Consider the following 23,030-nt stretch of genomic DNA (forward strand, 5'->3'; position numbering starts at 1 on the left):
CAGGTGTCGCATCGCGTTTGTACACTTCCATTGCATGACGCAAAAGGCTCTGGGTTTCGGTGTGGATATCGGCGGTTCCGGCGTGAAGGGCGCCGTGGTGGATCTTCGCACCGGCGTTTTTGTGGGCGAGCGGGTAAAAATTGCCACGCCGCAACCTGCAACACCGGAGGCGGTCGCCGAGGTCGTCGGGCAGATCGTAGATGAATGCGCGTGGGAGGGCCCAGTCGGCATCACTCTCCCATCGGTGGTGACCCAGCAGGTCGCGCGCACCGCCGCCAACATCGATGAGTCGTGGGTGGGCACCAACGTACATGACCTATTCACCCAGGCGCTGGGCCGCGAAACAATCTCGGTGCTCAACGACGCGGATGCGGCGGGCATCGCCGAGGTGGCCTTCGGCAGCGACACCGCCCGCAGCGGCGCAGTCATCTTCCTCACTTTCGGCACCGGCATCGGCTCTGCGTTCCTGGTCGACGGCACATTGTTCCCCAACACCGAACTCGGGCACATGCTTGTCGACGGCACCGAGGCAGAGCACTTCGCCTCCTCCGCTGCAAAGGACCGGGAAGAGCTGAGCTACAAAAAGTGGGCCAAGCGCGTGGATAAAGTCCTCCACGAATACGACCGGCTGTTTAACCCGGCGGCGTTTATTGTCGGCGGCGGCATTTCCCGGCACGCGGACAAATGGGTTCCGCTTCTGACAGTAGATACCCCGGTGGCGCCGGCGGCGTTGCGCAACAGGGCCGGGATCGTGGGAGCGGCGATGGCTGCCCAGGACCATGTCGCACCGTAGGTCCTCGGGGGGCGGTAATGTACGGTGGTTGCCGTTCAACGGTCGGCCCGCGCGGGGCACGGAATACTCCGCCTGGACGGCTGTTAATATTGGCGTTCTGAAAATTTTTGGACGCATACGTACCCTGGATTGCCAGTGGTAAGGTCCGATTGACTCGAAAGGGCGTACGTGGTAGCCAGCGAAGCTTCAAGCAAAAATGCCGACGACGTGACTGCAGTTTCGTCCGACGGTGGCGCAGGCAGCGTTGCCAAATCCAGCGCGAAAAAAGCGGCTAAGAAGGCTGCGAAGAAGACCGCGAAAAAGACCGCCAAGAAGACGGTGAAGAAGGCCGCCAAGAAAACGGCGAGAAAGACCGCGAAGAAGGCTGCGAAGAAGACCGCAAGAAAGACGACTGCGAAAAAGGCGACGGCAAAGAAGGCAACTAAGGCAGCGAAGGATACTGCCGCAGATGCCGACGAGTTGGAGGACGAGCTCCAGGCCGGCGGTAGCGACGCTGACGAGCTGAACGAGCAGGGTGTCGACCGCGACGATACGGATTTCGATCCGGAGATCGACGACGAGGACGACACCTTCGACGAAGACATCGACGACACGCTCGGCGATGATGATGAGGACGGCGCGCGCGATGGCGACGCCGAGGATGACGAGGACGAGGACGAGGACGAGGAAAGCGAAGACAGTTCCTCCGTCTGGGACATCGAAGAGTCCGCCGCACTGCGCCAGGCACGCAAGGACGCGCAGCTCACGGCATCTGCGGACTCGGTGCGCGCGTACCTCAAGCAGATCGGCAAGGTCGCTCTGCTCGATGCCGAGCAGGAGGTCTCGCTTGCCAAGCGTATCGAGGCCGGGTTGTACGCGCAGTACCGTCTCGACGAAATGGCGCGCGCAGCCGCCGAAGGCGACAAAGACGCCAAGCTCACCCCCGCCGTGAAGCGCGACCTGCGGTCGGTTGCGCGCGACGGCCGCAAGGCGAAGAACCACCTGCTGGAAGCAAACCTGCGCCTGGTGGTCTCCCTGGCGAAGCGCTACACCGGCCGCGGCATGGCTTTCTTGGACCTGATCCAGGAGGGCAACCTCGGCCTGATTCGCGCCGTGGAGAAGTTCGACTACTCCAAGGGCTACAAGTTCTCCACCTACGCAACGTGGTGGATCCGCCAAGCCATCACCCGCGCCATGGCGGACCAGGCCCGCACCATCCGTATTCCGGTGCACATGGTCGAAGTCATCAACAAACTCGGCCGTATCCAGCGCGAGTTGCTGCAGGACCTCGGCCGCGAGCCCACGCCGCTCGAGCTGGCGAAGGAAATGGATATCACCGAGGAGAAGGTCCTCGAGATCCAGCAGTACGCCCGCGAGCCGATCTCGCTTGACCAGACCATCGGCGACGAGGGCGACAGCCAGCTCGGCGACTTCATCGAGGACTCCGAGGCTGTCGTGGCTGTGGACGCGGTGTCGTTCACGCTGCTACAGGACCAGCTGCAAGACGTGCTGCATACCCTGTCCGAGCGTGAGGCCGGTGTTGTGCGTCTGCGTTTCGGCCTCACAGACGGGATGCCGCGCACCCTCGACGAGATCGGCCAGGTCTACGGTGTGACGCGCGAGCGCATTCGCCAGATCGAATCCAAGACTATGTCGAAGCTGCGCCACCCGTCGCGTTCACAGGTGCTGCGCGACTACCTGGATTAATTCCGCAGTCTGGGTATTCTCCCCGCAACGTTTAAGCGCCCCGACCGTTCGTGGTCGGGGCGCTTAAACGTGGTCAAGCAAGTGCTTAGTTGTTCAAGCTCTTGTCAATTTCGTCCTCGATGCAGGACTCGTACTGCTCATTATCGCCCTGGAACTGCTCGCACGCTTCAAACACACCGTCATCGAGAAGCTGCTTCGCCACAGAAATGCCGAAGATGAGCATGAGCGCGGACAGGATCGTGGCAATGGCACCCATGACGATGCCGGAGATTGCCATGCCCTTGCGGGAGCCCGGGCCGACGATGGAGTTCGCCTTCTTCACACCGACGATGCCCAGGATCAGCGCGATCACGCCGAGCACGAGGCCCGGGAGGAGAAACAGCAGGCCCAGCAGGGACAAGATGCCCACGACCATCGCGGCGAGGGCTACACCGTTATTCTGTTGCGCTGGGGCTGCCTCGTAGCCGTACGACGTCGGCGCCTGATTGTAGTTTCCGCCCGCCATGCCGTATCCGGGCTGGCCCGGTTCGCCGCGGGTGTGATCCGGCTGCAGCTGCTCGTGGCCAGCGTAATCGCCGTAGTTGGAAACACCCTCCGGGTGGCTGCCGGCGGGGTTGGTGCCGTACTCGTCGCCACCGTAGGGGTTTTCACCGTAGGGGTTCTGGCCGTTCGGATTCTGGCCGTTGTAAGGGGTGCTCATCACAGTTCCTTTCGTTTCATTGCGGTGCACGCCACTTTACAGTCGGGGCTACCAGTCTCGCAGGAAGGCGATTCGCTCGCGTAACTGTTCGGCGTTGCACAGTGCGGTTGGCGGTCCGCCGCAGGCTTTGCGCACCTCGGTGTGGATCGCGCCGTGGGGCCGGCCGCTCTTACCCGCCGCGATGGCCACGCGGGCGTTGAGTTCCTTGCGCAGTGCGGGGATTTGGTCTGCGGCGGTTGTAGCTTCGCCGGCTGCCGCTTCCGGGGCCGGGGGAGGCTTTGCCGCCGGCTCGCCGAGTACCTCCGCCCGTTCGCGCGCCTTCCGTTCTTCGGCCCTGCGCGCCCGCTCTTCAGCGTCGCGCGCGTCCAGTTGATCGCTTTGGCGCTTGGCCAAAAGGGTGCGCACCTGATCGGCGTCGAGCAGGCCGGGCAGGCCGAGGAAGTCCTGTTCCTCCGCAGAGCCGGCTTGGGTAGGGGTGCCGTAGGTGGAGCCGTCGAAAATCAGCGAATCCAGCTCAGCGGAAGCGCCGATGGATTCGTAGGACGGCATATCGTCCGGCTCGGTTTGGGTGCGGTTGGCTTGCTCCAGCAGCTCGTCGGACCAGCCTGACTCCCGGTGGGGTTTGCCCAGAACGTGATCGCGCGAGACCTCCATCTCCTCCGCCAGTCGCAGCAGCACCGGCACCGACGGCAGGAACACGGAAGCAGACTCGCCCGGCATACGGGAGCGCACGAAGCGGCCGATCGCCTGGGCGAAGAACAACGGAGTGGACGCGGAGGTGGCGTACACGCCCACGGACAGCCGCGGCACGTCCACGCCCTCAGAGACCATGCGCACCGCCACCATCCACTCGTCGCGCGAGGCGGAGAACTCGTCGATGCGGTCGGACGCGCCCGGTTCGTCGGAAAGCACCACAGTGACCGGAGTGTTGGACAGCTTCGTCAGAATCTTCGCGTAGGCGCGGGCGGTGGTCTTGTTCGTGGCGATGACTAGGCCGCCGGCATCCGGCATGTTGGCGCGGATTTTCATCAACCTGGTGTGCGCGGCGGAAAGCACAGCGGCAATCCAGTCGCCCTTCGGGTCCAACGCGGTGCGCCAGGCGCGGGTGGTTTGCTCTGCGTTCAGCGGTTCCCCCAAGCGCGCGGAATACTCCTCACCCGCCGAGTCCTTCCACTGTGCCTCTCCCGAGTACGCGAGGAAGACGACGGGGCGCACCACACCGTCGGCAAGCGCATGCGAATAGCCGTAGGTGTAGTCCGCCTCTGAAACCAAGTGGCCTTCACCGTCCTCGACGTAACGCACAAACGGGATCTGCGAATCGTCAGAACGAAACGGCGTACCGGTCAGCGCCAGTCGGTGTTCGACATCGTTGTACGCCTCATAGACGCCGTCGCCCCAGCTCTTGGAGTCGCCGGCGTGGTGGATCTCGTCCAAGATCACCAGCGTGCGACGCGCAGACGCCACAGCGTGGTGTTTGAAGGGATGCATGCCCACCTGCGCGTAGGTGACCACAATGCCGTCGTAAGAGGCGTTAACGGCAGAAGAATTAGTGAAGTTCGGGTCCAAGGACAGCCCGAAACGCTTCGCCGCGTCGGACCACTGGTGCTTCAGGTGCTCCGTGGGCACGACGACAATGATGCGTTGGACAGTCTTGTCCTCTTTTAAACGCGAGGCCAGAGTCAGCGCGAAGGTGGTTTTGCCCGCGCCTGGGGTTGCCACGGCCATGAAGTCGCGCGGCTTGTCGCGGAGAAACGAATCAAGGGCCTCCTGCTGCCATTTGCGCAGCTGGGGCCCAGAAGTCGCGGCGGTCACTTGCGGCGCAGCCCCTTGTAAATCCGTTCGCAGTCGGGGCACACCGGGGACCCCGGCTTGGCCTGCTTTTTCACCGGGAAGGTCTCGCCGCACAACGCCACCACCATTTTGCCGGAGATGGCGGAATCGACGATCTGGTCCTTCTTCACGTAGTGGAAGAACTTGGGGGTGCCGTCGTCTGTGGTCGACGAGGTGTCTTCCCTGAGGTCCGGGCGCTCGAGCGTCTTCGTCGTCGTATTCACGGCATCCATCATGCCCCAATTCGGGCGAGAGGTTAAGCCGGAGGGCTAACCTCAAGGTTCATGAGCGCCAACGAACAGCCATCCACTGAGCGCGTCTCCCGCCGCTTCCGCCGGGGCAGGAAATCCCGCGCGCTGATCACGGATGCTTCCTACACTCCCGAGCAGAACAGGCAGTCACGCGAGAAGCAGTACGCAGTCCTGCAGGGGTTGCGCTTACCGTTCATCGTCGCGGCCGTGGCTGCGGCGTGGGCGAATTGGTGGGTGCTCGCCGGCATTTTGTTCGTGGTATCTGTCCCGTTGCCGTGGATTGCTGTAGTGCGAGGGAACACACAGGGCGAGGTACGGGATGCCCGCCAAAAGAACGTGTACAAGCCTGCCGTGGCACGCCAGGAGCAGCAGATGTTGGCGCAGCAGCGCACGGCGCTGGAATCGGCCGAGACGGATCGCGGCAGCTCCCCCGCTATCATCGACCACGACGAATAAGCCCCCTCGCACTGCAGGAGTCGCGCGTGATTGCACCAGAACCTCTCTCCCCTAACTTTCCCGCAGTTGCCCAGGCGCTTGCCAAAGAACTCGACGCGGCGGGTTTCAGCGCCGACGGCATCGCGGCCCACCTCGGGCCGGAGGCCACCGAGGCGCTCTACCGCCGCGAGCCGGGGGTTGTTCTGGCGGTGTGTTCCGACGACGCGCGCCTGTCGCGCCTGATCCGGTTCTTCGTGCTGCGTCGCCCCGCAACAGCGGAGGCATTGGGTGAGATGCTCACCCCGAAGCTTGCGCTTTCGCTTATCGACGACCACTTGGTACTGCCCGTGCCAGACTCATCCACCTACCGTATTGCCGTCGAGGTACGTCCCCACGTCGTGGCCGGCACACCGAGGTTGGTGCTTTCGGATTTGGATGCCTCGATGACCGCCCGCGTCCCGGGCCGCGACCACGTCCTCGGCGTCGGCTCGGCATCTCTGTCGTTGCTGTCCGCAACTCCGTGCACGCCCGTGGATTCTGTGCTGGATTTGGGGACTGGCTCCGGAGTCCAAGCACTTGCACAAGCGGACAACGCCACCCACGTGGTGGCCACCGATGTGCACGCCCGCGCACTGGAGTTCGCCGAGGCGACACTGCGGGCGAACGGGGTGGACAACGTGGAGTTGCGCCAAGGCGAATGGTTCGAGCCGGTCCAGGGCGAGCTGTTTGACCGGATCGTGGCTAATCCCCCCTTTGTGGTGGGCCTGCCGGAAGTTGGCCATGTCTACCGTGATTCTGGCTTGGACCTCGACGGCGCCACCGAACTGGTGCTCAGCCAAGCACCGGAGCACCTTGCCGAAGGCGGCCGCGCCTCTATCCTCGGTTCCTGGGTGCATGTGCTTGACCAGCCCTGGCAGTCCCGGGTCGCGTCCTGGTTGCCTTCCCACGGCGTGAGCGCCTGGGTGCTGCAGCGAGACGTGGTCGATCCCGGCATGTACGTCTCCACTTGGTTGCGAGACGAGTCCATCGATCCGCGCTCGGACGAAGGCGTCGCGCGCACCGTGCAGTGGCTCGACCACTTCGCCGACAACGACGTCCACGCCGTGGGCTTTGGCTGGATACTTTTGGAAGACATCGGCGACGCGCCGAGCGAGGTCACCTGCGAGGAGCTGTCCCAGCCGTTTACAGACCCGCTCGGCCCGGAAGCCGAAGAGTACTTCACCCGGACCGCGTGGCTGCGCGGCAAGGACCGCGACGACATCCTCGACGCGAATTACGTGGTCCGGCCCACTGTGGCGTTGGAGGACATCAAGCTCGCCGACACCGATCTCGGAATGGGGTTCGCGGACGAGACGCTGCGTATCACTCGGACCGACGGGCCACGGTTTTCCCACACCATCGACGCCGGCATCCTCTCGCTGATCTCCGGACTGCACCCGAACGGCTTGCCGCTGCGCGACGTGGTTGGCCTGTACGCGGCTTCGCGCGGGACGGGGCAACCGGAGGACGTCGAAAAGCTTGAGGCTGAGGCGGCGAAAGCTGTAGTCGACCTCGTGCGCCACGGGCTGGTTCTGCCCGCAGAGATCGCGCAACTTACCCACCTCTAGACGGAACGGAGCATCAATGAAAGCTGTACTCACGCGCGTGACGAGCGCGTCGGTGACCGTGGACGGAGAAACCGTCGGAGCGATCGACTGCCCCGACACCGGCGGGATCCTCGCCCTCGTAGGTGCGGGCCGCGAGGACGCGGACGATGCGTGGGAGACAGTGGCGCGCAAGATCGCAGAGTTGCGCATCCTCGACGGCGAGCGGTCGGTGGAAGACGCTGGCGCACCGGTATTGCTGGTCAGCCAGTTCACGTTGATGGGCCGCACGGCGAAAGGCCGGCGTCCGTCCTGGAGCGACGCGGCACCCGGCGATGCGGCGGAGCCGGTGATCGGCGCTATCGCCGAAGCACTTCGCTCGCGCGACATCCACGTCGAGGAAGGGCGTTTTGGAGCACACATGCAGGTCGCGAGCGTCAACGATGGGCCCTTTACCGTCATTGTGGAAGCATGACCTGAATATATTTCCCGCGGGCGGGAACACTACAGGACAGCCAAGCGTTTCCCATCTAGACTGCCCAGCTGTCCCCCAGCTCTTCCACCTAGTCCGAGGAGGCGTTGCCACATGACCCAACCGGATCACGCTGCACAGGGAACTCAACAATCCGGGGAGACCGTCGACCGCGGTAGCCGACGGAACCAGACCAACGACAACCCTTCTGCGGACCTCGTCCGCGTCTACCTCAACGGCATCGGCAAGACTGCCCTGCTCAACGCTGAGGAAGAGGTTGAACTCGCTCAACAAATCGAGGTCGGCCTGTACGCGCAGCGCCTTTTGGACGATCCAGAGGTGAAGCTGACTCGCGCGAAGAAGCGTGACTTGAAGATTCTGGCCAAGGAAGGCCGCAAGGCCCGCGCCCACCTGCTTGAGGCAAACCTGCGCCTCGTGGTCTCCCTGGCCAAGCGCTACACCGGCCGCGGCATGCCGCTTTTGGACCTGATCCAGGAGGGCAACCTGGGCCTGATCCGCGCGATGGAGAAGTTCGACTACTCCAAGGGCTTCAAGTTCTCCACCTACGCCACATGGTGGATCCGCCAGGCAATTACGCGCGGCATGGCGGACCAGTCCCGCACGATCCGCCTCCCAGTCCACCTGGTGGAGCAGGTGAACAAACTGTCCCGCATCCGCCGCGAGATGTACCAGTCCCTGGGCCGCGAGCCCACGAACGAAGAGCTTGCGGAAGAATCCGGCATCGAGGAGTCCAAGATTGAGATGCTGCTGCGCCAGTCCCGGGACCCGGTGAGCTTGGACATGCCGGTCGGCGCGGATGAGGAAGCGCCGTTGGGAGACTTCATCGAGGACGCCGAGGCCACCGACGCCGAGGACGCGGTGGTGACCACACTGCGCCACGACGATATCGAGGACATCATCAACGGCCTCGAGCAGCGTGAGCAGGACGTCATTCGCATGCGCTATGGCCTGACCGACGGTGTGCCGCGCACTTTGGACCAGATCGGCCGCCAGTTCGGACTGTCGCGCGAGCGCGTCCGCCAGATCGAGCGTGAAGTGATGGCGAAGCTGCGCGCTGGCGAGCGCGCCGACCGCCTGCGCGATTACGCGCTCTAATCGGCACTGCGCTCCGCAGCTTTCAGCCCAGCACCCTGTTTCAGGTTTACCGGTACAGCCACAGGTGCTGGGCTAAAGTATTGCCACATGGTTTTCGGACCTCTAACCAGTACCGCGATTGGAAGGGAGCATCACAGTGCGTGATCTCGTTGACACCACAGAGATGTATCTGCGCACCGTCTACGAACTGGAAGAGGAAGGCATTACGCCGCTGCGCGCGCGAATCGCGGAGCGCCTCGAGCAGTCTGGGCCGACCGTCTCGCAGACGGTGGCGCGCATGGAGCGCGACGGTCTGATGGTGGTTGAACACGACCGCTCCCTGTCGTTGACTGAGGAGGGGCGGCGGCGCGCGACCGCCGTGATGCGCAAGCACCGTCTCGCGGAGCGTTTACTTACCGACGTACTGAAGATGGACCTCGCTCAGGTCCATGATGAGGCGTGCCGGTGGGAGCACGTGATGAGTGAAGAGGTGGAGCGCCGGGTCGTCGCGGTGCTTGACAACGTGGACCGCTCCCCCTTCGGCAACCCGATCCCCGCCCTCGCCGAGCTCGGCGCAAGCGCTGGCACCGCTGAGCAAGTGGGCACCCGGGCCAGTGATCTGCGTCTGAAAGAACCGGCGCGCGCGAAGGTGGTGCAGATCAGCGAGATCCTGCAGGACGGCGCATTGCCGAAATCCGCAGGCCAGCTTGTGGGACAAACGGTGGATCTGCACCCACTGGAGGACGGCGCGCTGGAGGTCTCCACCGATGAGGGTGAGACTTTCGTGCTCACCGCAGATGTCTCGCACGCCCTGCGCGTGGAGCTTCAGGGCTAACAAGACTGAGAGACTCACCAGCACGGAAAGGACTTCCATGAAGCTTGTTGTCACCGGCGGCGCCGGCTATGTGGGCAGCGTATGCGCTGCCATCCTGCTTGAAGCGGGACACGAGGTGATCGTCGTGGACGATCTGTCTACCGGCAACCGTTACGCCGTTCCGAAAGCTGCCACGTTTGTCGAAGGCAAGATTCAAGACGTCATCGACGACGTGCTCGCCACAGACGGCGGCGCCCCGGTGGACGGTGTGTTGCACTTTGCGGCGAAGTCTCTTGTCGGCGAGTCCATGGAAGACCCCACCAAGTATTGGCACGGCAACCTCGACGTGTCGTTGGCGCTGCTCGATTCCATGCGCCGCCACGACGTGAAGTCGTTGGTTTTCTCTTCCACCGCGGCAACGTACGGTGAGCCGGATATCGTGCCGATTGCCGAAGACGCACCGACCCGGCCGACAAACCCGTACGGTGCCACGAAGTTGGCCATCGACTACGCCATTACGTCCTATTGCAACGCCTACGGCCTGGGCGCTACCAGCCTGCGCTACTTCAACGTCGCCGGCGCTTACGAAGGTATCGGTGAAAACCACATCACCGAGACGCACCTGATCCCCATCGTGCTGCAGGTGGCGCTGGGCTACCGCGACAAGATCATGATGTACGGCGACGACTGGCCAACAAAGGACGGCACGTGCGTGCGCGATTACATCCATATCCGGGATCTCGCGGACGCGCACGTGCTCGCACTCGAAGCCAATTCCCCCGGCACGCACCAGATCTATAACTTGGGCTCCGGCGACGGGTACTCCGTGCGCGAGGTGGTCGAGGTCTGCCGCGAGGTCACCGGCCACCCGATCCCGGCGGAGGTTGCTCCGCGCCGAGCCGGCGACCCGGCAACGCTGATCGCATCCTCGGAAAAGATACGCAAGTCGCTTGGTTGGGAGCCGTCGCGGACGGATCTGCGCACCATTGTCGAAGACGCCTGGGAGTTCACCCGCCAGCTCGGCGACCGGTCGCACTCCGCGCGCTAGACGCGTACTACCGTTCGAGCTCGCTCCAGGTGTCCACACACCCCTGGCGGCACAGTTCGAGCACAGCGTGGCCCTGCCCGACGTCCATCACGCTTCCCAGCAATCCGGACAGGTTATGCCCTGGCAGTTCTCCCTCGGCGCAGGATAGTGCTGCGCTGGCCCAACCGACGAGTCCCTGAGACAGGGCGACCATAGCCCACAGACACAGGGCGTTCGCCCTGATCTCCCCTCGGAAGTTGCGGGCGATGGTCAATAGCACCGCCCCAGCCGCACGCGGGCGTTCTAGCGCGTCGACGATGAGAAAGTCGCGCAGTCTGCTTCCGGAGAGCATGGCGGCAAACAGCTCGACATCGTCTGGGGTGTTGAATACGTCGTCGATGATGATGTCGCCTTCGATGTCGATGAGCCCCACGTTCGGTGCTGCAGCAAACACACCGCATGCTTTATCGATGTGGGCATGCGCGACTGCCGGGGCATGCTTCAGATGGCAGAAGAGTTCGGTGCCGCGTTTATGGGCGCCGGGTGTGAGAGCTTCCCCCGTTTCCGCATCAGGCTCAAACACCGGAGCAAAGTGGGAGAATACTTCGCTTTTGTGCAGCTCCGGCAGGACTCCGTGGTCGATGAGCGGGCCCATCGGCTCTGCGGCCGCCACCGACGTCACGGTGCCCTGCTCGTATCCTTCGCTCCACTCCCACACTGCGTTGGCGGTATCCGGGTCGGGCCCAAATAGCAGCTGGTAAGGCGTACCGTCGGCGATTTCAGAAACAGTCCAGCAGGCTTCAACGATCTCCCCGAAGGCGTCCGCCGCCATTCGCAATCCTTCCGCAGCTACCGAAACCATCTGCGATTCCGGCACCCGCGTCACAATCACTGCGAAGGTGGCCACATGACGTGGTAGCGGAATTCGTTGCAGCGCGCGCTGGATACTTTCGGTGTTGCCCACATCGGCGTCGAGGTAGGCCCCAATCTCCAACGTTGGAGAGGCCCCTGGCGGACTGTACGCGTTAATGAGCACTACCGACTCGTTGGGAAAGTAGCCCAGTGCGGCGGGAATGGACGCGATGAGTTGTGCCGGCGAACGGAGAAGTTCCGCGCTCGGATACGGCGTTATTGGAGTGGTCGGACGGTTTGTTTCGTGCGGTTGTGGCTGAATATCCATAACTGTTAGACGCTCGCCGGGCGGTTTCGGTTCCATGGGGCGTGAAATTTTCTCAACGCCACTTCCTACGCATCCTTTTCGGCCGCGGTGCCACCTTGCGGTTGCTGGTCGGGCACAATGGAATATTCTGCGACACCAACCGTTGTGTGGGTGGAGCACTAAAGCCGGTAAGGCGAGCGATTTCAGGAGGCCGAAAACCATGACGCAGGAACGTCCTATGTACGAACTTGAGTACCCAGCTCCGCAGGTGAGCGGGGAGCCTCAAAACGGTCCTGCCCTGATCGTCGCAATGCACGGTTACGCCGATGCAGGCCACGCCATTGAGTCTTCCGCTGACCACCTCAAGGCGGCGCTGGAGTCGAGGACAGTGGCAACGTTTAGCAACGACGAGCTGATTGATTACCGTTCCCGCCGCCCGACGGTGACGTTGTCGCACGCCGAGATCACCGATGTGGCTGATCTGCAGTTGGACATGCGTGTTGTGCGCGATGAGAAGGGCCAGTCCTTCCTGTTGCTTTCCGGACCGGAACCGGACCTGCGGTGGGATGCCTTTAGTAATGCAGTAGCGGATCTCGCGGACCGCTTCGGCGTCAGCAAGACCATTTGCCTCTACGCGGCTCCGATGGGCGCTCCGCACACCCGCCCCCTGGTGGTCTCCGCCCACGGCAACGCCCGTGAGTTGGTCGGCTCAATGTTTACCTTCGACGGCATGGTCAGCGTGCCGGGCTCCGCATCGGTCTTTATCGAGCGGGAGCTGCACAAGCGCGGCCGTCCAGTTGCCGGGTACACCGCACACGTGCCGCACTACGTGGCCGCCTCGCCGTACCCGCACGCGACGTTCCAGCTACTGCAGTCAGTCGAAGACTCCACGAATCTGCAGTTCCCGCTGCGTTCCTTGGAGGCGGATATGCGCCGGGTATCGCAGCAGCTGGCGGAGCAGACGCACAACTCGGACGAAATCACGCACGTGGTGCAGGCTCTTGAGGAACACTACGACCGTGAGATGCAGGAATACCGCGATCGCCATCCGCAAGCGATGATGCCGGGCGAGGCACAGATGCCCAGCGGCGAGGAGATCAGCGAGGCGTTTGAGAACTACCTAACCGCCATCGAAGACCGGGACCGCAATGAGCAGCGCAGCCTCCCCCACAGCGAGGAGACGGATCAGCGTTTGCGCGACCACTTCTTCATCGATCCTTCGTCGCCGGAGCGCTCGCTTGACGACGACCACGGGGATTCCACCGGAGGCGACACCCCTGACGGGGACGGCGACGGCCCCCGTTAGCGTGTCGGCCGGTCGGCTACGGTGAATGCTGTGATGCTGACCGATTTGCTTGAAGACATTGCGCAGGCCCCCGAATCGCTGTTTGAGGATGCCGTCTGGGACTCGTTCAATTCGTGGACGGCCTCCCGCGGCATCTCGTTGTATCCGGCGCAGGAGGATGCCTCGCTCGCGCTGCTTGCGGGCGACAACGTCATCTTGGCTACCCCGACCGGCTCGGGTAAGTCGATGGTGGCCAACGCCGCGCACTTTATCGCGATGGCGCGCGGCCAGCGCTCGTTCTACACCGCACCGATCAAGGCGTTGGTGAGCGAGAAGTTCTTCGCTCTGTGCGAGATTTTCGGAGCGGAAAACGTCGGCATGATGACGGGTGACGCAACCGTGAACTCGAACGCCCCAATCATCGCCGCCACCGCAGAGATCGTGGCGAACATCGCGCTGCGCGAAGGCAAAGACGCCAAGATCGACCAGGTGGTGATGGACGAGTTCCACTACTACTCGGAGCCAGAGCGCGGCTGGGCGTGGCAGGTGCCGCTGTTGGAGCTGCCGAAGGCGCAGTTTTTGCTCATGTCCGCCACCTTGGGCGACACCGCTTGGTTGGAGAAGGACCTCACTGAGCGCACGGGCCGCAAGACCACGTACGTCGGCGGCGCGGAGCGCCCGGTGCCGCTTGACTTCCACTACGTGTTCTCCCCCGTGCACGAAACCATCGAGGAGCTGCTAGAGGGCACAAAGGCGCCAATCTATGTCGTGCACTTTTCCCAGCGCGAGGCCACGGAGCGCGCACAGGCGCTGACGAGTATGAACATCATCACGCCCGAAGAAAAGCAACGTATCGCGGACGAGATTGGGGACTTCCGCTTTACCACGACCTTCGGTAAAACCCTGTCCAAACTGGTCCGCCGCGGCATTGGTGTCCACCACGCTGGCATGCTGCCCAAGTACCGCCGCCTGGTGGAGCGGCTCTCCCAAACTGGACTGCTGAAAGTCATCTGCGGCACCGACACGTTAGGCGTGGGCATCAACGTGCCGATCCGCACCGTGCTGATTACTGGCTTGGCCAAATTCGATGGCACCCGCCAGCGCATCTTGAAGTCCCGCGAATTCCACCAGATCGCCGGGCGAGCCGGACGCGCGGGCTACGACACCGAGGGCACTGTCGTTGTTGAGGCCCCGGAGCATGAGATCGAAAACGTGAAGTTGCGCCGCAAGGCGGGCGATGATCCAAAGAAGCTGAAGAAGATCCGCAAGAAGTCCGCCCGAGACGGCGAAGTGTCCTGGTCCGAGAACACTTTCGAGCGCCTCAAGGTGGCCGAGCCCGAGGAGTTGACCAGCCAGTTCAAGGTGTCCAACTCGATGCTGCTCAACGTGGTGGCACGGCCCGGCGACGGCTACGAGCACATGCGCCACCTGCTGCGCACGAACCACGACCCGCGCGCGAAGCAGAACCGCGACATCATCCAGGCCGTCAACCTGTTCCGCGGCCTGATCAACGCCGGGGTGGTCGAGCGCACGCCGGACTCGCCTGCGTACCGCCCGTACACGCTCACTCAAGAGCTGGATCGCGACTTCGCTCTGAATCAGCCGCTCTCCCCCTTCGCGCTGGCGTTTCTGACATTGCTGGACCCGGAGTCGGAAACCTACACGCTGGACGTAATTTCCGCGTTCGAGGCGATTCTGGACGACCCACGCCAGCTGCTGCAGGCCCAGCAGACCGCTGCCCGCGGCGAGGAGATCGCGGCGTTGAAAGCGGAGGGGGTGGACTACACCGAGCGCATGGCGATTATCGAGGACGTGACCTACCCCAAGCCGCTCGCCGACGAGTTAGACGAGGCATTCGACACCTTCACCCAAGGCAACCCCTGGGCCAAGGAGTTCGAACTGTCGCCGAAGTCCGTGGTGCGCGACATGATCGAGCACGCGATGACGTTTTCGGATCTCATTGCCACCTACGGTCTGGCTCGGTCCGAGGGTGTTGTGCTTCGCTACCTCACCGACGCGTGGCGCACGCTGTCCTATTCCATCCCGGACGCATACATGAACGAGGAACTGGAAGACATCGTTGTCTGGCTCGGCGAGTTGATCAGGCAGGTGGACTCCTCGCTTATCGACGAGTGGGCTCACATGACTGGCGACGACCAGCCGGTCAGCCAGGACACCATCGACCGCGAACTTGCCTTCGGCGTGGAAGACCCCACGGCGCTGACCGCGAACCGCCGCGCCTTCACCATCATGGTGCGCAACTACTTCTTCCGCCTGGTGGAGCTATTCGCCTACGAGAAGGAGGATCAACTGGCGGAGATGCTGGACTACCTGGAGCCGGATGCACGTGTGGACTGGCCGGCGGCGATGGACGACTACTTTGACGAATACGACGACGTCGACTTGGGCCCCGACGCGCGCGGCCCGGAGTTTTTCCGCCTGGCGGACACCACTGGCCGGTCGTGGAAGATCACACAGATCATCAAGGACCCGGAGGGCGACAACGCCTTCCAGTTGCACGGCGAGGTCGATTTGGACGCCTCCGACGATGCCGGTGAAGTGCGACTTTCAGAGTTGGTGATCAAAGGGGGGTAACCGAAGGAACGTCGATACGCGAAATGCGGGGCGGCGACTGGTCCGCTGCGGTACATTGCCTTCAGCACAATCGAGATTCTTTGTGAGGAGGACCATAAATGATCCGCACGATCGTCGTGGGAGCTGGCATGACCGGGCTTTCCACTGCGTGGCATCTACAGGAGTACGGCCATGAGGTGGAGGTACTCGAGCGCATCGACGTCGCCGCTGGTTCGTCCTGGGGCAACGCCGGCTGGCTGGCACCGGGCAAGACCATTCCCCTGTCGAACTCGAGCCTGTGGGCGTACGGTCCGACCGCACTGTTTGATAAGCACGCCGCACTCGATGTGCCCGTGCGCATCGACCCGAAACTGTGGCGCTTCTGCGCCAACTTCATGGCGCACGCCACCGGCCGCGCCTGGGACAAGACCATGGCGGGCCTGACCAAGGCGGACCTCGGAGCCCTCGCGGCCTTCGACGAGCTCGAGGCCGGCGGCGTGAAGGCAACCACCAACGAGGGCCCGTTCATCATCGGTTTCGAAAACGAGATACAAGCCGGCGGCTTCCTCAAGGAGGTCGAAGGTGCGCAGCGCCACGGCCAGGAGATCCCGTTCGAGCAGATCACGCTTGACGACGCCCGCACGGACGCCCCAATGCTCACTGACAAGGTGGGTGCGACCTACCGCATGGGCGGCCAGCGCTTTATCGAGCCGGGCCCCTACTGCCAGGCCATCGCGGACTCCATCGTGGAACGCGGCGGCAAGGTCACCACCGGCGTGGAGGTTGTGGAGGTCAGCTCCACCCGCAAGCCGGCTGCGAAGCTGGCCACCGGCGAGTGGCTGCACGCCGACAATGTGGTGCTGGCCACTGGCGCGTGGCTGCCGAAGCTGGCGAAGAACCTCGGCGTGACCACGCTGATCCAGGCAGGCCGCGGCTACTCCTTCTCTGTGGAGACCGCCGAGCCAGCAACCTGCCCGGTGTATCTGCCGGATCCGAAGATCGCCTGCACCCCGTACCAAGGCCGCTTCCGTATCGCCGGCACCATGGAGTTCCGCGGCCCGGACGAGCCGTTCCAGCCGGGCCGCGTCGCGTCCATGATCCACACCACCAAGCCGTTCTTCCGGGGCATCGACTGGGAGGACCGCCAGGACGAGTGGGTCGGCTCCCGCCCGGTGACCCCGGACGGCCTTCCGTTAGTGGGCGCGACGAAGGTGCCAAACGTCTACACCAACGGCGGTCACGGCATGTGGGGCATCATCCTCGGCCCGCTTTCCGGCAAGATGCTGGCGAAGCAGATTGAGACCGGCGAGGTGGATGAGACCATCGCACCGTTCGATCCGCTGCGCGGCCCCTTCGGCGGCCTCTAGACCACTTTCCCTAGCCCCGGAAAACGCCCGTTTTCCGGGGCTTTTGCGTGCCCTGAAAAGACTTCTCCACAACAGTGGCCTACAGCAAACATTTGCGTTAGCTTGTTGGGTGTCACATCCGTCTGTTGTAGTGGTTAGGAACACTTATGCCGAACTTGCTTACCAATCAGCTTCCCCCGGATAACAGCGCCGACCTCGATCATGCGGTCGATGCGGCCGTGGCCCGCGCGTACCACTGGATGGAAGCGACCGCTGACGCGGATGCGGACGATGCCCAGACGCAACAGCTCGCTGAGATGCTCCGCGACGATAAAGGTGTTCACTTCACCATGGATTTCGTCGACCGCGTGATGCGCCCCGAAGACAACCGTGTGGCGGCGAACGCGCTGCGCGCAATCACCAGGGGCGTCGACGCCTCCTTCCTCGGCCGCATCAACGCCCTGCTCGTCGGTACCGGCGCCTTCGTCGGCCCGTTCCTGCCGTTTGTGGTTGTCCCGGCGGCGCGCATGCGCCTGCGCCAGCTGGTCGGCCACCTCGTGCTCGACGCGGAGTCTGACGCGCTGAACATCCTGCTCGACAACGCAGCAAAGCGCGGCGAAGAGCTCAACCTCAACCTGCTGGGCGAGGCTGTGCTCGGTGAGAAGGAGGCGACGGACCGTGCCGAGCGCACCCTGAACCTGATCAAGAATCCTCGCGTGACGTATGTCTCCGTCAAGGCCTCCTCCATGGTCTCCCAGCTCAACCATTGGGACTACGACGAGTGCGTGCGCCTGGTCAAGGACCGCATCCGCCCGCTGTACCGCGCCGCGCGCGACCGTAGCCCCCAGGTGTTCATCAACATGGACATGGAGGAGTACCACGATCTCCACCTCACGCTTGACGTGTTCACCCAGCTGCTCAGCGAGGACGAGTTCAAGGACTACCAGGGCGGCATCGTGCTGCAGGCGTACCTGCCCGACACGCTCGGCGCCCTGGAGTACCTGGCGGACTTCGCGCAGAAGCGCGTGGCCGACGGCGGCGCCAAGATCAAGATCCGCCTGGTCAAGGGCGCGAACCTATCCATGGAGCGCCATCACGCGGAGGTCAAGGGCTGGGCGCAGGCACCGTACCTGACCAAGGACGAGGTAGACGCGAACTACTACCGCCTGCTCGATTTCATCGTGCGCCCCGAGTACGCCGACAGCATCTCCATCGGCATCGCCTCCCACAACCTGTTCACCTCCGCGCTCGCCTACGAGCTGGCGCAGCGCCGCGGTGTGGCCAGCATGCTCGACTCGGAGATGCTGCAGGGAATGTCGCCGGCGCAGCAGCAGATTTTGCGCGAGGCATACGGCCGCCAGATCCTCTACACCCCCGTCGTGCGCAAGGAAGACTTCGATGTGGCGGTGAGCTACCTCGTGCGCCGACTCGAAGAAAATGCGGCGCCCCAGAACTTCCTGCACGCCCTGTTCGCGCCCAAGACCGCCAAGCGCGACCCGATCAAGGAGCAGGAGGAGGTCTTCCGCTGGGCGGTGGACAACCGATGGGACATCCACAACGGCCCGAACCGGGAGCAGGACCGCACGCAGGAGACCGGGCGCCAGGCCGCCGCGGAGGCCGGCATCACCGGCCGCTTCATCAACGAGCCGGACACCGATCCGGCGCTGGAGGCCAACCGTGCCTGGGCAATCGAGCACCTCGCACACCCGCCGGCGGTGGACACCGGCAACGAGATCACTGATCCGTCCGTGATCGCCGACCACATCGCCCGCGCTAAGGAAGCCCAGATTGCCTGGGGCGCGCTTTCCGCCGGCGAGCGTGCCGACGTCCTCGACGCCATCGGCGACGAGATCGCGCGCCGCCGCGGCGACTTCATCGCGGTCGCCGCCCACGAAGCAGGCAAGACGGTGGACCAGTCCGACCCGGAGATCTCCGAGGCGATCGATTTCTGCACCTACTACGCCGACAGCGCCCGGCACCTCAACGACATTGCCGCGGACTTCGAACCGAACAAACTGACGGTGGTTGTTCCGCCGTGGAACTTCCCGGTTGCCATCCCCACCGGCGGCGTGATGGCCGCGCTTGCTGCCGGCTCCGCGGTGATCCTCAAACCGGCGCCGCAGGTGACGCAGTGCGCCAAGCTCATCGCCGATTGCGTCCAGGCGGTCTTCGCCGAAAAGGGTATTGGCGCCGATACCGTGCAGTACGTGCGCGCGGATGAGGGCGAGGCCGGCAAGGCCCTGCTTACAGACGACGCCGTGGATGCCATCATCCTGACCGGCGCTTCCGAGACTGCTCAGCTGTTCAAGTCCTGGAACCCGCAGCTCAACGTCATGGCAGAAACCTCCGGCAAGAACGCCATCATCATCACCCCGTCCGCCGACCCGGATCTTGCAGTCAACGACCTGTACCTGTCGGCGTTCGGCCATTCGGGCCAGAAGTGCTCCGCGGCCTCACTGGCAATCCTGGTCGGCTCCGCCGGTGAGTCCGAGCGCCTAAAGAACCAGCTACTCGACGCCGCCTCTACCCTGGTGGTGGGCCCGGGCACCGACCTGTCCACCACCATGAACGGGCTCATCGAGCCCCCGGGCGAGAGGCTTGCGCGAGGTCTGACCACGTTAGAGCCGGGCGAGACGTGGCTGCTCAAACCCCGCAAACTCGACGACGAGGGCAAGTTCTGGTCCCCCGGCATCCGCGACGGTGTGAAGCCCGGCTCCTGGTATCACCAGAACGAGTGCTTCGGCCCGGTGTTAGGCATCATGCACGCCAAAGACCTCGACGAGGCGATTGCTTGGCAAAACTCCACCGGCTTCGGCCTCACCGCTGGCATCCACACCCTCAACGGCGAGGAAATCTCCACGTGGCTCTACCGCGTCGAGGCCGGCAACGTCTACGTCAACCGAGGCATCACCGGCGCAATCGTGCAGCGACAGCCGTTCGGTGGCTGGAAGAAGTCCTCTGTGGGGCCCGGCGCGAAGGCGGGCGGGCCGAACTACGTCGCGCAGATGGGTGTGTGGCGGGAAGGGGCGGAGCTGGCGCCGTCGTTAGGCGTGAGCATCTCGGCGAAGGTGCAGGAGCTTCTCGACGCATTCCGCGCCAGCTTAAGCGACGAGGACTTCGGCTGGCTCTCCCGCGCGGCCGAGTACGACCAGCGCGCATGGGACAGGGAATTCGGCCGCGGCCACGACCACTCGGGGCTGCGCTCGGAGGCCAACATTTTCCGCTACCGCAACACCCTTGAGCCGGTAGTGGTCTACGTCGGCGAGGGCTACCAGCTGCGGGAGGTGTACCGCCAGCTGCTCGCCGCCGCGATCACCGGCACCGAGGTGCGCGTGGTCGCCCCGGATGCTGTCGCCCGCGAGCTTGAGGCAGCCGATGTCACCGTCGATGCACACGCTGTCACCGGTACGCCTGACCGCATCCGCGTGGTCGGCGAGGCCCCCGAGGAGCTCTACGGCGACATCGCCACCGCGGTCTTCGACGGGCCAGTGCTCATCGACGGGCGCCGCGAGCTCCTGCCCTACCTGCTGGAGCAGGCCGTCTCTGCGACGCTGCACCGCTTCGGCGTGATTCACGATCCGGCCAACATCCGGAGTTAAGACCCGAATCCGCCTAGACACCCAGGGTTCGCAACGTGCTCAGACCGCTGTAAACCGCCCCTGCTTCACCAAGAAACCTCCGGCAGTACCCCGCCCGATGCGGGATCCTGCCGGAGGTTTCGCCGTCGTAACGCTCGAATGCTTAGCGTGCGTCCTCGATGGTCAGGGTCTGAGCCACGGCCTGGACAACGCCAGCGACCTTGACGGTCTCCCAGACCTGCTCCTTGGTCACGCCTTCCTCGCGGACGGTGTTCGCGTGCGCCACGGCACAGTGCTCGCAACCGTTGATGGCGGAAACAGCGAGCGACCACAGTTCGAAGTCGGCCTTTTCCACGCCCGGCTTCGAGATGATGTTCATGCGAAGGCCAAACTTCACGTTGGCGTAATCGTCGCCGAGCCAGCCCTTGGTGCGGTAGGCGACGTTGTTCATTGCCATGACGGTGGCGGCACCGTACGCGGCCTCCACGGCCTCCTCGGAGAGGTGCTCCTTGGCTTCCTCAGCGATCTCGGCGATGACCTTCGCGTTGCGGGTCGCGGCCGCGGATGCGAGAAGAGCGCCCCAGAGCTGCTGCTCGCTGAGCTCGGTGGAGCGGGTCAGCGAACCGAGGTTGAGCTTCTGATCCTTCGCGTATTCGGGCAGTGCGCCGCGCAGATTCTCAATGGACATCGTGTTCTCCTTTGCCGGACGGGGGTTAACTAACGGGTGTTACTTCAGGGACTCCTGGACCACAGCCATCTTGTCGATGTTCTTGGTCGGGTCGTTCTTCTGCCAATCGCAGGCGCAGACTTCCTCGGACTGCAGCGCGTCGAGCACGCGCAGGACCTCGTCGACGTTGCGGCCGACAGCGTCCGGGGTGACGGAAACGAACTGGATGATGCCGTCCGGGTCGATGATGAAGGTTGCGCGGTCGCACACACCGTCAGCGTTCTCGACGCCGAGAGCGCGGATCAGGTCGTGGCGGACGTCAGCGAACATCGGGAACGGGACGTCCAGCAGTTCCTCGTGGGTCGCGCGCCAGTTGAAGTGGGAGTACTCGTTGTCGGTGGAGCCGCCGAGCACCTGGGTGTCGCGGTCCTCGAACTCCTCGTTGAGCTTGCCGAATGCGGCGATCTCGGTCGGGCAGACGAAGGTGAAGTCCTTCGGGTAGAAGAAGACGATCTTCCACTTGCCCTCGTACTTATCCAGCGACACGTTCTCGAAGTAATCGTCCGGGGAAGCAGCGTTCGCCTCCTTCAGGTTGCCGCCCTTCAGCGCGACGAGGTCGAATTCCGGGAAACGCTCTCCAACAGTCATGATCGGCATATAAATTCCTCCAAAGAAACTGGTCAAAGGGATTTTTCAACGGACAGCAACCAGTATGACACAGATCGCTCCGGCTTTCAACGTAAAAACTTATGAACTTCGTGTAGTTTCATAGGCATGGCTAATCGAGAGTATAAACCGACGCTTGCTCAGCTCCGCACCTTTGTCACCGTCGCCGAGCAGAAGCATTTCGTCTCCGCGGCGAACAAGCTCGGCATCTCGCAGCCCTCCCTTTCACAGGCGCTGGCTGCGTTGGAATCCGGCCTAGGCATCCAGCTCATCGAACGCTCCACCCGGCGCGTCATCGTCACCCCCACCGGCGAGGAGCTCCTCCCCTACGCCAAGGCCACGCTGGAGGCGGCGGACGCGTTCGTTGCGCAATCCCGCGGTGCCCTCGGGGTGCTGGCTGGCCCGCTCAACATCGGCGTGATCCCCACCATCGCGCCGTACATCCTGCCGTCGCTGTTGAAGCTCATCGAGGATGAGTTCCCGGACCTGGAGCCGCGAATTGTGGAAAACCAGACCGAAGAGCTGTTGCTGCGGCTTCGCGACGGCCAGATCGACGTCGCGGTACTCGCCACTCCAACCGACGCCACCGGGGTGTGTGAGATCCCGCTGTACGAAGAAGCCTTCGCCATCGTCACATCCCCCGACCATCCGGCGGCCGGGCGCGGGGATCTCGACCTCAATGCGCTGAAAGACCTCGAGCTGCTGTTGCTTGACGACGGGCACTGCCTACGCGATCAGATTGTGGAACTGTGCAAGATTGCCGAGGTCAACCGCACCCCCGGCGCGCAGTCGGTGACGCGGGCCGCGTCGCTGACCACGGTGGTGCAGCTTGTGGTGGCCGGGCTCGGCTCCACGCTGGTGCCCGTCTCGGCCTTGTCCACGGAGTGCGCGCGCCCCGGACTCGCCATTGCCGCGTTCGGCCCCGGCGTGGATGCGAAGCGCACCGTCGGGCTGGTCATGCGGGCGTCATCGCGACGCCGCCCGGAGTTTGAGCAGCTCGGCGAGTTGGTCTCCCGCGCGTTCGAGCAGGCGACGGAATCGAGCCGTAAGCTGCTGCCGCGCTAGACTC

At 63.8% G+C, this 23,030-nt stretch carries 19 protein-coding genes; 13 read left to right on the forward strand and 6 right to left on the reverse strand.

The window, feature by feature from the left end; all coding sequences use genetic code 11:
• Positions 1 to 34: 34 nt before the first annotated feature.
• Positions 35 to 793: a polyphosphate--glucose phosphotransferase gene (gene ppgK / locus CIHUM_RS06525; RefSeq protein WP_034998793.1), complete on the forward strand. Its 759-nt coding sequence runs from the start codon at positions 35 to 37 to the stop codon at positions 791 to 793.
• A gap of 168 nt (positions 794 to 961) precedes the next feature.
• Positions 962 to 2,479 (forward strand): RNA polymerase sigma factor, encoded by a 1,518-nt coding sequence (locus CIHUM_RS06530; RefSeq protein ID WP_273680165.1) that lies wholly within the window; start codon positions 962 to 964, stop codon positions 2,477 to 2,479.
• A gap of 85 nt (positions 2,480 to 2,564) precedes the next feature.
• On the opposite strand, the gene CIHUM_RS06535 is transcribed toward CIHUM_RS06530, so the two are convergent.
• Genes CIHUM_RS06535 through CIHUM_RS06545 form a run of 3 tightly spaced genes read right to left on the reverse strand, consistent with a single transcriptional unit; the run spans position 2,565 to position 5,242 of the window.
• Positions 2,565 to 3,179, reverse strand: coding sequence for a DUF4190 domain-containing protein (locus tag CIHUM_RS06535; RefSeq protein ID WP_051106373.1), 615 nt, complete (start codon positions 3,177 to 3,179; stop codon positions 2,565 to 2,567).
• Positions 3,180 to 3,227: 48 nt separating this feature from the next.
• Positions 3,228 to 4,991, reverse strand: a complete 1,764-nt coding sequence (locus CIHUM_RS06540) for a DEAD/DEAH box helicase (protein WP_034998790.1) — start codon at positions 4,989 to 4,991, stop codon at positions 3,228 to 3,230.
• Positions 4,988 to 5,242 (reverse strand): DUF3039 domain-containing protein, encoded by a 255-nt coding sequence (locus CIHUM_RS06545; RefSeq protein ID WP_034999293.1) that lies wholly within the window; start codon positions 5,240 to 5,242, stop codon positions 4,988 to 4,990. Before CIHUM_RS06545 ends, CIHUM_RS06540 begins: the two co-directional genes overlap by 4 nt.
• A gap of 51 nt (positions 5,243 to 5,293) precedes the next feature.
• Here CIHUM_RS06545 and CIHUM_RS06550 point away from each other — a divergent pair, with 51 nt between their 5' ends.
• From CIHUM_RS06550 to galE, 6 genes are all read left to right on the forward strand, one after another.
• A complete protein-coding gene (locus CIHUM_RS06550) occupies positions 5,294 to 5,716 on the forward strand; it encodes a DUF3099 domain-containing protein (protein ID WP_051106372.1) in 423 nt (140 codons plus the stop codon).
• Between the two features lie 26 nt (positions 5,717 to 5,742).
• On the forward strand, positions 5,743 to 7,302 hold the full coding sequence (locus CIHUM_RS06555; protein ID WP_243427144.1) for a DUF7782 domain-containing protein: 1,560 nt from the start codon (positions 5,743 to 5,745) through the stop codon (positions 7,300 to 7,302).
• Between the two features lie 16 nt (positions 7,303 to 7,318).
• The gene (gene dtd, locus CIHUM_RS06560; RefSeq protein WP_034998789.1) at positions 7,319 to 7,753 is read left to right on the forward strand and encodes a D-aminoacyl-tRNA deacylase; all 435 of its coding nucleotides are present in this window, start codon (positions 7,319 to 7,321) and stop codon (positions 7,751 to 7,753) included.
• A 111-nt stretch (positions 7,754 to 7,864) separates the two neighbouring features.
• A complete protein-coding gene (locus tag CIHUM_RS06565; protein WP_034998787.1) occupies positions 7,865 to 8,866 on the forward strand; it encodes a sigma-70 family RNA polymerase sigma factor in 1,002 nt (333 codons plus the stop codon).
• Between the two features lie 136 nt (positions 8,867 to 9,002).
• Entirely contained in the window at positions 9,003 to 9,680 is a 678-nt protein-coding gene (locus CIHUM_RS06570; protein ID WP_034998786.1) for a metal-dependent transcriptional regulator, read from the forward strand.
• A 37-nt stretch (positions 9,681 to 9,717) separates the two neighbouring features.
• Positions 9,718 to 10,707 carry a UDP-glucose 4-epimerase GalE gene (gene galE, locus CIHUM_RS06575; protein ID WP_034998784.1) on the forward strand — a complete coding sequence of 330 codons (990 nt, stop codon included), beginning with the start codon at positions 9,718 to 9,720 and terminating at the stop codon, positions 10,705 to 10,707.
• A gap of 7 nt (positions 10,708 to 10,714) precedes the next feature.
• Here galE and CIHUM_RS06580 read toward each other — a convergent pair whose 3' ends face one another.
• On the reverse strand, positions 10,715 to 11,902 hold the full coding sequence (locus CIHUM_RS06580) for a DUF4192 domain-containing protein (RefSeq protein ID WP_158293372.1): 1,188 nt from the start codon (positions 11,900 to 11,902) through the stop codon (positions 10,715 to 10,717).
• Positions 11,903 to 12,083: 181 nt separating this feature from the next.
• Between CIHUM_RS06580 and CIHUM_RS06585 the strand changes: the two genes are divergently transcribed.
• The 4 genes from CIHUM_RS06585 to CIHUM_RS06600 all read left to right on the forward strand — a co-directional run bounded on the left by CIHUM_RS06585 (position 12,084) and on the right by CIHUM_RS06600 (position 20,649).
• A complete protein-coding gene (locus tag CIHUM_RS06585; protein ID WP_243427143.1) occupies positions 12,084 to 13,151 on the forward strand; it encodes a PAC2 family protein in 1,068 nt (355 codons plus the stop codon).
• Between the two features lie 33 nt (positions 13,152 to 13,184).
• Entirely contained in the window at positions 13,185 to 15,725 is a 2,541-nt protein-coding gene (locus CIHUM_RS06590; RefSeq protein WP_081634417.1) for a DEAD/DEAH box helicase, read from the forward strand.
• Between the two features lie 98 nt (positions 15,726 to 15,823).
• Positions 15,824 to 17,071: an NAD(P)/FAD-dependent oxidoreductase gene (locus tag CIHUM_RS06595; RefSeq protein ID WP_034998777.1), complete on the forward strand. Its 1,248-nt coding sequence runs from the start codon at positions 15,824 to 15,826 to the stop codon at positions 17,069 to 17,071.
• 146 nt (positions 17,072 to 17,217) lie between these two features.
• On the forward strand, positions 17,218 to 20,649 hold the full coding sequence (locus CIHUM_RS06600; RefSeq protein ID WP_034998776.1) for a bifunctional proline dehydrogenase/L-glutamate gamma-semialdehyde dehydrogenase: 3,432 nt from the start codon (positions 17,218 to 17,220) through the stop codon (positions 20,647 to 20,649).
• Positions 20,650 to 20,791: 142 nt separating this feature from the next.
• On the opposite strand, the gene ahpD is transcribed toward CIHUM_RS06600, so the two are convergent.
• On the reverse strand, positions 20,792 to 21,316 hold the full coding sequence (gene ahpD, locus CIHUM_RS06605; protein WP_034998774.1) for an alkylhydroperoxidase, AhpD family: 525 nt from the start codon (positions 21,314 to 21,316) through the stop codon (positions 20,792 to 20,794).
• Between the two features lie 39 nt (positions 21,317 to 21,355).
• Entirely contained in the window at positions 21,356 to 21,952 is a 597-nt protein-coding gene (locus CIHUM_RS06610; RefSeq protein ID WP_034998772.1) for a peroxiredoxin, read from the reverse strand.
• A 117-nt stretch (positions 21,953 to 22,069) separates the two neighbouring features.
• Here CIHUM_RS06610 and CIHUM_RS06615 point away from each other — a divergent pair, with 117 nt between their 5' ends.
• Complete coding sequence (locus tag CIHUM_RS06615; protein WP_034998771.1) at positions 22,070 to 23,026, forward strand: hydrogen peroxide-inducible genes activator; 957 nt, start codon at positions 22,070 to 22,072, stop codon at positions 23,024 to 23,026.
• Positions 23,027 to 23,030: the final 4 nt, after the last annotated feature.

The sequence above is a fragment of the Corynebacterium ihumii genome (assembly GCF_028609825.1).
Classification (GTDB): Bacteria; Actinomycetota; Actinomycetes; order Mycobacteriales; family Mycobacteriaceae; genus Corynebacterium; species Corynebacterium afermentans.